The organism is Actinoallomurus sp. NPDC050550, from assembly GCF_040655075.1.
Taxonomy (GTDB): Bacteria; Actinomycetota; Actinomycetes; order Streptosporangiales; family Streptosporangiaceae; genus Actinoallomurus.
This window is the reverse complement of sequence record NZ_JBFAJC010000028.1, coordinates 118,011-125,312: the sequence shown is the minus strand read 5'-3', so window position 1 is coordinate 125,312 and position 7,302 is coordinate 118,011. Positions and strand designations below refer to the sequence as shown.

At 70.0% G+C, this 7,302-nt stretch carries 10 protein-coding genes; 5 read left to right on the top strand and 5 right to left on the bottom strand.

Annotated features, from left to right (window positions below; all coding sequences use genetic code 11):
• The 3 genes from AB0I04_RS32770 to AB0I04_RS32760 all read left to right on the top strand — a co-directional run.
• Positions 1–102: acyl-CoA dehydrogenase family protein (locus tag AB0I04_RS32770; protein ID WP_360893231.1), on the top strand; the 102-nt coding region annotated here is incomplete at its 5' end.
• Positions 103–224: 122 nt separating this feature from the next.
• The gene (locus AB0I04_RS32765; protein ID WP_360893214.1) at positions 225–428 is read left to right on the top strand and encodes a hypothetical protein; all 204 of its coding nucleotides are present in this window, start codon (positions 225–227) and stop codon (positions 426–428) included.
• Positions 425–748, top strand: a complete 324-nt coding sequence (locus AB0I04_RS32760; protein ID WP_360893211.1) for a type II toxin-antitoxin system PemK/MazF family toxin — start codon at positions 425–427, stop codon at positions 746–748. The genes AB0I04_RS32765 and AB0I04_RS32760 overlap by 4 nt, the downstream gene beginning before the upstream one ends.
• Before the next feature lie 67 nt (positions 749–815).
• On the opposite strand, the gene purE is transcribed toward AB0I04_RS32760, so the two are convergent.
• Together purE and AB0I04_RS32750 are read right to left on the bottom strand one after the other, a co-directional pair.
• Positions 816–1,298, bottom strand: a complete 483-nt coding sequence (purE, locus tag AB0I04_RS32755; protein ID WP_360893208.1) for a 5-(carboxyamino)imidazole ribonucleotide mutase — start codon at positions 1,296–1,298, stop codon at positions 816–818.
• On the bottom strand, positions 1,295–2,455 hold the full coding sequence (locus tag AB0I04_RS32750) for a 5-(carboxyamino)imidazole ribonucleotide synthase (RefSeq protein WP_360893205.1): 1,161 nt from the start codon (positions 2,453–2,455) through the stop codon (positions 1,295–1,297). Before AB0I04_RS32750 ends, purE begins: the two co-directional genes overlap by 4 nt.
• Before the next feature lie 162 nt (positions 2,456–2,617).
• On the opposite strand from AB0I04_RS32750, the gene AB0I04_RS32745 reads away from it, so the two are divergent.
• Positions 2,618–3,148 carry a GtrA family protein gene (locus AB0I04_RS32745; RefSeq protein ID WP_360893202.1) on the top strand — a complete coding sequence of 177 codons (531 nt, stop codon included), beginning with the start codon at positions 2,618–2,620 and terminating at the stop codon, positions 3,146–3,148.
• Positions 3,149–3,163: 15 nt separating this feature from the next.
• Here the strand turns inward: AB0I04_RS32745 and AB0I04_RS32740 are convergent, their stop codons facing one another.
• The 3 genes from AB0I04_RS32740 to AB0I04_RS32730 all read right to left on the bottom strand — a co-directional run bounded on the left by AB0I04_RS32740 (position 3,164) and on the right by AB0I04_RS32730 (position 5,848).
• On the bottom strand, positions 3,164–4,444 hold the full coding sequence (locus AB0I04_RS32740) for a HAMP domain-containing sensor histidine kinase (RefSeq protein ID WP_360893199.1): 1,281 nt from the start codon (positions 4,442–4,444) through the stop codon (positions 3,164–3,166).
• Between the two features lie 60 nt (positions 4,445–4,504).
• Positions 4,505–5,176 carry a response regulator transcription factor gene (locus AB0I04_RS32735; RefSeq protein ID WP_141956913.1) on the bottom strand — a complete coding sequence of 224 codons (672 nt, stop codon included), beginning with the start codon at positions 5,174–5,176 and terminating at the stop codon, positions 4,505–4,507.
• Between the two features lie 174 nt (positions 5,177–5,350).
• Positions 5,351–5,848, bottom strand: coding sequence for a MarR family transcriptional regulator (locus AB0I04_RS32730; RefSeq protein ID WP_360893195.1), 498 nt, complete (start codon positions 5,846–5,848; stop codon positions 5,351–5,353).
• Between the two features lie 68 nt (positions 5,849–5,916).
• Here AB0I04_RS32730 and AB0I04_RS32725 point away from each other — a divergent pair, with 68 nt between their 5' ends.
• Entirely contained in the window at positions 5,917–7,212 is a 1,296-nt protein-coding gene (locus AB0I04_RS32725) for an MFS transporter (RefSeq protein ID WP_360893192.1), read from the top strand.
• Positions 7,213–7,302 lie beyond the last annotated feature (90 nt).

The window sequence follows — 7,302 nt, the reverse complement described above, 5'->3', positions numbered from 1 at the left end:
TACCCGGTCGAGCGCATGATGCGCGACGCCAAGATCACCCAGATCTACGAGGGCACCAACCAGATCCAGCGCGTCGTCATGGCCCGCCAACTCCTCAAATAAGCGGTTCCGGTCCAGGTGCCGGGCCGGACCGATCCGGCACCTGGACCGGCACCAGTGCGCCCACGCTCCGAGCCGTCCAACAGTTGCTAGACGTTTGTCAAACGCAGAGATACCCTGGTGACATGGGTACATCGCAGATCGCCTTCCGGCCGACCGAGGAGGACAGGCGGATCATCGACGCGGCCAAGCGCTCTGATGAGGGCGTGACCGACGTGATCCGGCGCGCCCTGCGGTTGCTGGAGCGTGAGGACTGGCTCAAGCAGGCCCGGGCGGACGCCGAGCGCCTGGCCGATGAGGACCTGTCGTCCGAAGAGGACTCCTGGTGATCCGGGGGGCCGTCTACAAGGTCAACCTCGGCGAGGAGAAGCGCGGACACGAGCAGCGGGGCAGACGCTACGGCCTCGTGGTGAGTCCGAGTTCGATGGCCTGGAGTGTGGCGACGATCGTTCCGACCTCGCGTAGCGCTCAGGAAGCCGTCTTCCGTCCGACCCTCGAGCTGATGGGTGTCCAGACCCGCTTCCTGGTCGACCAGATCAGGTCGATCGACACCCGGTACATCGACGGCGATCCGGTGGCGTATCTCGAACGCGACGAGTTGGCGAAGGTCGAGCACGCCATCACGCGCTACCTCGGACTGGCGCTCTGATCCCGTTACGCAGGCGGATGGCCAGCGCTAATGAGCGCATTCAAGCGCCAATGACCGGCAAGACCGGTCAGCCGCGGCGCAGGCGCTCGCCCTTCTTCTTGGCCTGGTCATACAGGTCGCGCTGGAAGTCCTCCATGCGCTCGCGCAGCTCCGGGTCGCTCGCCGCGAGGATGCGGACGGCCAGCAGGCCGGCGTTGCGGGCGTTCCCGATCGCGACGGTCGCGACGGGGACTCCGGCGGGCATCTGCGCGATCGACAGCAGGGAGTCCATGCCGTCGAGGTACTTCAGTGGCACCGGCACGCCGATCACCGGCAGAGGGGTGACGGCGGCGAGCATGCCCGGCAGGTGGGCGGCCCCGCCCGCGCCCGCGATGATCACGCGCAGGCCCCGCGACGCGGCCTCCGAGCCGTACGCGATCATGTCGTTCGGCATGCGGTGGGCGGAGACCACGTCCGCCTCGTAGGCGACGTCGAACTCTTCGAGGGCCTCGGCGGCGGCCTTCATCACCGGCCAGTCCGAGTCGCTGCCCATGACGACGCCGACGGTCATGAAATGGTCCCTCTCAGGTAGTCGGCGGCGTGGCGGGCCCGTTCGCGGGTCTCCTCCAGGTCGTCGCCGAGTGCGGTGACGTGGCCGATCTTGCGGCCGGGCCGGACCTCCTTGCCGTAGAAGTGCACCTTCACGGCGGGGTCGTGGGCCATGACGTGGATGTAACGCTTGTACACGTCCGGGTCCTCGCCGCCCAGGACGTTGGCCATGACGGTGTACGGCGCGGTCGGCGTCGTGTCGCCGAGCGGCAGGTCGAGCACGGCGCGCAGGTGCTGCTCGAACTGGGAGGTGCGCGAACCCTCGATCGTCCAGTGGCCGGAGTTGTGCGGGCGCATGGCGAGCTCGTTGACCAGGACGCCGCGGTCGGTCTCGAAGAGCTCGACGGCCAGGAGGCCGGTCACGCCGAGGGCGTCGGCGATGGTGAGCGCGAGCCGCTGGGCCTCCTCGGCCAGTTCGGGGTCCAGGCCGGGGGCGGGCGCGATCACCTCGTGGCAGATGCCGTCGCGCTGCACCGTCTCCACCACCGGGTACGCCGCGCCCTGCCCGTACGGGGAGCGGGCGACGACGGCGGCCAGCTCCCGGCGGAACGGCACGTGCCGCTCGGCCAGCAGGCCGACGCCCTCGGCGGCGGCGCGCTCGACGACGGCACGGGCCTCGTCGAGGGACGCGCAGACCCATACGCCCTTGCCGTCGTAGCCGCCGCGGGTCGCCTTGAGCACGACGGGCCAGCCGGTGTCCCGGCCGAACGTCTCGAGGGTCGCCAGGGGCGCGTCGTCGAGCACGGCGAAGTCCGGGCACGGCACACCGAGCTCGATGAGCCTCTCACGCATCACGCGTTTGTCCTGGGCGTGCAGCAGGGCCGCGGACCCGGGGCGGCAGGCGACGCCGGCCTCTTCCAGGGCGCGAATGTGCTCGCCGGGAACGTGCTCGTGGTCCCACGTGACGACGTCGGCGTCCTTGGCGAAGGCGCGCAGGTCGTCGAGGGAGCGGTGGTCGCCGATGCGCACGTCGACGATGACCTTGGCCGCGGAGGCGTGGGCGCTGTCGCTGAGCACGCGAAGCGGCGTGCCGAGCGCGATCGCCGCCTGCTGCGTCATCCGTGCGAGCTGCCCTCCGCCGACCATGCCGACGACCGGGATGTCTTGCCTGTCCGTCACGCCCGAAGCCTATCCGTCGTGCTCAGAGACCGGGTACTCGCGGAACCCGTCGGAACCATACGCCGGGAGAGGGCGTCTAACCTGGTAAGCGAGGGGTATCAAGATCCAGGTGTGCCGGGGCGCGCGATCAGCCGCCGAGCTCGAACGAAAGGTCACACGTTCGTGCGTTTCGCCAGTGGGCTTTATCAGAGATTCGCTCATCTGATCCACGAACTCGCGGCGTTCGGGACCATCGGCGTGCTCAATTTCATCATCACCATCGGCATCTCGAACACCTTGCACCTGGGCCTGCATGTCGGCCCGCTGACGTCGTTCGGCGTCGGCACGATCGTGGCGACCACCTTCTCCTACTTCGCGAACCGCTTCTGGACCTTCCGCCACCGCGACAAGACCGGCTTGAGCCGCGAGTACGTCCTGTTCTTCGTCTTCAACGGCGTCGGCCTGGCGATCACCTGGGTGTTCATCGGCTTCACCCACTACGTTCTCGACCTTCGCAACGGCGTGGCGTTCAACGTTGCCCAGATCATCGGCACCGGCGTGGCGACCCTGTTCCGCTACTGGGCGTACAAGAAGTGGGTCTTCCTGCCGCCGACGGCGCCGCCGGTCGACCCGCACACCGGGCTGCCCGAGGCCCAGGTGCCCGCGCCGGCCGACCGGCCCGAAGAGCGGGCGATCCCTAAGCCGGTCCACTGACCCGGCCCGAGACCACTAGGCCGGCCCGCTGACGACGCGTTCCCGCGCCCGCAGGACCTCGTCGGCCTTCCGCAGGAAGACCGCGAACGTCGCCGGGCGCGCGCGTACGAGCTCGAGCCGCCCGCCGTCCGCCGTGGCCAGCGAACGCGCGAGGTAGAGCCCGAGCCCGGTGCCCTGCCATCGGCCGCTGACGTTGCGGTCGAACACCCGGCGCTCCAGCTCCGGCGGAACTCCCTTGCCCTCGTCCCCGACCTCCACGACGATCGACGAGACGGTCTCCTTGGTGTGGATCGTGACCGTCCCGCCGCCGTGCATGAGCGAGTTGTCCAGCAGCGTCGCGACGATCTGCGCGAGACCGCCGGGACTCGCCACGGCGGTGAGATCCCGGACGCCGGACACCGTCAGCCGGCGTCCCTCCCGCCGGAAGACCGGCTCCCATTCCTCCACCTGCTGGTCGAGGATCTCGTCGACGGCGACCGGGACCGCGTCACCGGTGGGGTCGTGCTTCGCCCGAGCGAGAAGCTGCTCGACCACCGCGGCGAGTCGCTCGACCTGCGCGGCGGCGGCCGCGCCCTCCTCCCGGACGACCTCCGGGTAGTCCGACGCCTCGACCATCTCCTCCAGCCGCATGGACAGCGCCGTCAGCGGCGTACGCAGCTGATGGCTGGCGTCGGAGGCGAACTCACGGCTCGCGGCCAGCAGGTCGGCGATCCGCACGGCGCTGCGGTCCAGCACCTCCGCGACCCGGTCGACCTCGGGCACGCCGTACCGGCGGCGGCGTGGCCGCGCGTTGCCGGAACCGAGGCGTTCGGCGGTCTCGGCCAGGTCGATCAGCGGCAGCGTGAGCTTCCGCGCCTGGACCATCGCCAGGCCGACCGCCACACCCACGCCGAGCACGACGAGACTGCCGATCAGCAGGAACGTGCGCAGGGCCTCCGCCTCGATGTCGGCGGCGTCCCGGGAGACCTGCACCCGCACGCCTCGGTCGTTGGCGGTCTTCCGGATGACGTGCGCGCCCTTGGGCGGCGCGACGCCGGCCGTGATCACTTGATCGTTGGCCAGTGTGACGACGATGTACCGGCTGGGGAACTCTCTGGCGATCTGATCGCCGACGATGGACTGCTTGCCTTCCTGTTTGAGGTTCACGCCGGCCACCACGGTCGCCGCCTCCCGCTCGACCTGCTGTTCGGCCTCGTCGTAGAGGAGCCGATGGGTCGCATAGCCCAGTGGGATACCGAGCAGGAGCACGGCGACGACCGCGACGGCCAGCGTGGACAGCAGGAGCCGTCGCCTCATGGGGGTGCCTCTCTTTCGCCCGAGACGTGACCAGGGGGTGGTCACGCCGGGTTCACACGATCAGTCACCGCGCTCGAAGCGGAAGCCCACTCCCCGCACGGTCGTGATGTAACGCGGACTGCCCGCGTCGTCTCCCAGCTTGCGACGAAGCCAGGAGATGTGCATATCGAGGGTCTTGGTCGAGCCCCACCAGTTGGTGTCCCACACCTCCCGCATGATCTGCTCTCGGGTCACGACCTTGCCCGCGTCGCGGACCAGCACGCGGAGAAGGTCGAACTCCTTGGTCGTGAGCTGAAGCTCCTGGTCGCCCATCCAGGCGCGACGGGATTCGGCGTCGATCCGGACACCCTGCACGATCGGCGTCTCGGTGCTGCCACGGCGCAGCAGCGCGCGGACGCGGGCCAGCAACTCGGCGAGCCGGAAGGGCTTGGTGACGTAGTCGTCGGCGCCGGCGTCGAGGCCCACGACCGTGTCGACTTCGTCGGCGCGGGCGGTGAGGATGAGGATCGGCACGCCGTGGCCCTCGGCGCGCACGCGCCGGGCCACTTCGAGCCCGTCGAGCTCGGGCAGGCCGAGATCCAGGACGATGAGGTCCACCCCGCCCCCGAGCGCCCGCTCGAGAGCCTGCGGACCGTCGGGACTGACTTCGACGTTGTATCCCTCCCGCCGCAGCGCTCTGGCGAGAGGCTCGGATATGGACGTGTCGTCCTCGGCGAGCAGAACTGAGGTCATGAACCGATCGTAGAGCTATTCAAGAACGTTTCCTCGGTAGTAGCGGGGCCTTGACCTGCGATCTTCCAGTCGTAGGCCTTGCTCAGACATACCGATAACCGCGCTAATGCAAAGTAAATACCCTCGCCTTGCCCAGCGGCGTCCGCGCCCGCACCGCACACGCGGTCCGCCGGGTCACGTCCGGGCGTCGACGTGGCGCATGAGGGGACGGAGCAGGTCGGCCAGCCGGTCCTGTTCGTCGGTGCCGAGAGTGGCGAGCAGTTCCTTCTCGCCACGGTCCAGTCCCGCCATCGCGCTCCGCCACGCGGCGTGGCCTTTGTCCGTCAGTTCGACGAGGAGTCGCCGCCGGTCGGCCGGGTCGTGGACGCGGACGACGAAGCCACGTCCCTCAAGGCGGTCCAGTCGGCTCGTCATGGTGGTGGGTGGCACGCCGGAGGCGTCGGCGAGCGCGGTCGGGGCCGTCTGGTACGGCGCGCCGGCGCGGCGGAGGGTGTGCAGGATCTCCCACTCCCCCATCTGCAGGCCGCGTTCCTTGAGCACCTGCTCCTTGTTGCGGCGCAGGTAGCGGACGATGAACTGCATCCGGGTCACGATGCCCTCGATGCGCGGATCGAGGTCCGGCAACTCGGGGAGCCATCGCTCGACGTGCCGGTCGACCGAGTCCCTCTCCATGCCCTCAGTATCCCGCCGATCGAATAATGCGCTTTCGGATAGTACGATTTCGCAGTAATCTCTTCGGCGTGTTCACCCCTCTCGCGGACCGCCGGTTCCGACTGCTGTGGGCCGGGCAGACCCTGTCCGGCCTCGGCGACGCCATCACTCCGGTGGCGCTCGCCCTCGCCGTCATCCAGGCCACCGGATCGGCCACCGACCTCGGGGCGGTGCTCGCGGCGGCCGCCGTCCCCCGGCTGCTCCTCGTGCTGGCCGGTGGGGTCTGGGCCGACCGCCTGCCACGGCACCTCGTGATGCTCACGGCGGACGTCGTCAACCTGTTCGTCCAGGTCACGATCGGCCTCGAGCTGCTGGCCGGCACCGTTCACCTCGGCCACCTGATCGCACTCTCGGCGCTGTCCGGCGCGGCGTCGGCGTTCTTCATGCCCGCCGCCGACGGGCTGATCCCCGCCACCGTGGAAGAGGACCGCCTGCAGCAGGCCAACGCCCTCACCCAGTTCTCCCGGCAGGCGGGCCGGGTGCTCGGGCCGATGATCGCCACCACCCTGGTGATCACCGCTGGCGCCGGCTGGGCCTTCCTGCTGGACGCGGCGACGTTCGCGGTCAGCGTCGGAACACTCGCGCTGCTCCGCGTGCGCCATGAGGGCGCGCCCCGGGAGGGCTTCTGGACGGAACTGGCCGGCGGCTGGACCGAGATGCGACGTCACCGCTGGTACTGGACCAACCTCATCGTCCACGCCATCTGGAACCTCGCGAGTTCCTGCTACCTGACCCTCGGCCCGCTCGTCGCCGTACGGTCGCTCGGCGGCCAGGTCGCCTGGGGTGTCATCACCCAGGGCGGTGCGCTCGGCGCCGTGGTCGGAGCCGTGACCGCGCTCCGCCTACGGCCGCGCCGCCCGCTCACCGCATGCAACCTGCTGCTCGCCATTTTCGGCCTTCCCCTGGCCCTTCTCGCCGCCCGCGCGCCCGCACCGCTCGTCGCCGTGGCCGCCGGTCTGGCGTTCGGTGGCCTGACGTTCATGAACTCCGTCTGGCTGACCGCCGTTCAGCAGCACATCCCGGCGCGCGCCTTGTCGCGGGTGATGGCCTACGACTGGCTCACCTCGCTCGGCCTGACCCCGGCCGGCCTGGCCGTGGCCGGGCCGCTCGGCGCCGCGGTCGGCACGTCGGCCACCCTGGCCGGAACGGCCGGGCTGGTCGTGGCCGCGTGCCTGCTCGTGCTCGCCGTCCCCGACGTGCGCCGCCTCACGCTCCGGCTCCCCGCGCCGGTCGCCGAGGAGCCGGTCCCCACCGCCTCGGCGGCGGACGACGAACTACATACGGGTCACGATCCCGGCAGAACGTCGGAACCATCCGTTTCCTGATTGGAAGGTCACCATGAGTACTTCTCCGCGCGATGACATCGGCGCCCTGGTGGCCGTACTGCGCGCGGACACGCCCGCACAGCCGGCCGG

Excerpts from the sequence above, each read along its gene's own strand:
- AB0I04_RS32765 (WP_360893214.1), top strand. The coding sequence starts at position 225 with ATGGGTACATCGCAGATCGCCTTCCGGCCGACCGAGGAGGACAGGCGG.
- purE (WP_360893208.1), bottom strand. The coding sequence starts at position 1,298 with ATGACCGTCGGCGTCGTCATGGGCAGCGACTCGGACTGGCCGGTGATG.
- AB0I04_RS32740 (WP_360893199.1), bottom strand. The coding sequence starts at position 4,444 with ATGAGGCGACGGCTCCTGCTGTCCACGCTGGCCGTCGCGGTCGTCGCC.
- AB0I04_RS32735 (WP_141956913.1), bottom strand. The coding sequence starts at position 5,176 with ATGACCTCAGTTCTGCTCGCCGAGGACGACACGTCCATATCCGAGCCT.
- AB0I04_RS32730 (WP_360893195.1), bottom strand. The coding sequence starts at position 5,848 with ATGGAGAGGGACTCGGTCGACCGGCACGTCGAGCGATGGCTCCCCGAG.